The organism is Micromonospora sp. CPCC 206060 (genome assembly GCF_036906895.1).
Lineage (GTDB): Bacteria > Actinomycetota > Actinomycetes > Mycobacteriales > Micromonosporaceae > Micromonospora.
Map to the genome: position 1 here is coordinate 1 of NZ_JBAKHU010000289.1, position 581 is coordinate 581.

The window sequence follows — 581 nt, forward strand, 5'->3', positions numbered from 1 at the left end:
ACCCGGTGCATGTCGTACGGCTGGTTGGCCGAGTCGGGGATCAGGGTGTCCAGCTCCCGATCCGCATCGGTCACGTCGAGGTCGGCCGGCGTGTCGAACATCGGCGGCTCGTCCAGGTTGTTCGCCGGCAGGTACGACAGCAGCGCCTTGACGTAGTCGATGGCGTCGGACTCGTCGGTGGCGAGGTAGTGCGCGTTGCCGCTGCGGGTGTTGTGGGTACGCGCACCACCCAGTTCCTCCATCGCCACGTCCTCGCCGGTGACCGTCTTGATGACGTCCGGGCCGGTGATGAACATGTGCGAGGTCTGGTCGACCATCACGGTGAAGTCGGTGACCGCCGGGGAGTAGACCGCACCACCCGCGCACGGCCCCATCACCAGGGAGATCTGCGGGATGACGCCGGAGGCGCGTACGTTGCGGAAGAAGATCTCGCCGTAGAGGCCGAGGCTGACCACGCCCTCCTGGATGCGGGCGCCCCCGGAGTCGTTGATCCCGACGACCGGGCAACCGATCTTCATGGCCAGGTCCATCACCTTGACGATCTTGGAGCCGAAGACCTCGCCGAGGGAGCCGCCGAAGAC

Annotated in this window: 1 protein-coding gene; it reads right to left on the reverse strand. The window is 66.6% G+C overall.

The genetic code is table 11. The features are described from left to right. On the reverse strand, positions 1–581 hold a 581-nt coding region (locus V6U90_RS33790; protein ID WP_334445273.1), incomplete at both ends, for a carboxyl transferase domain-containing protein.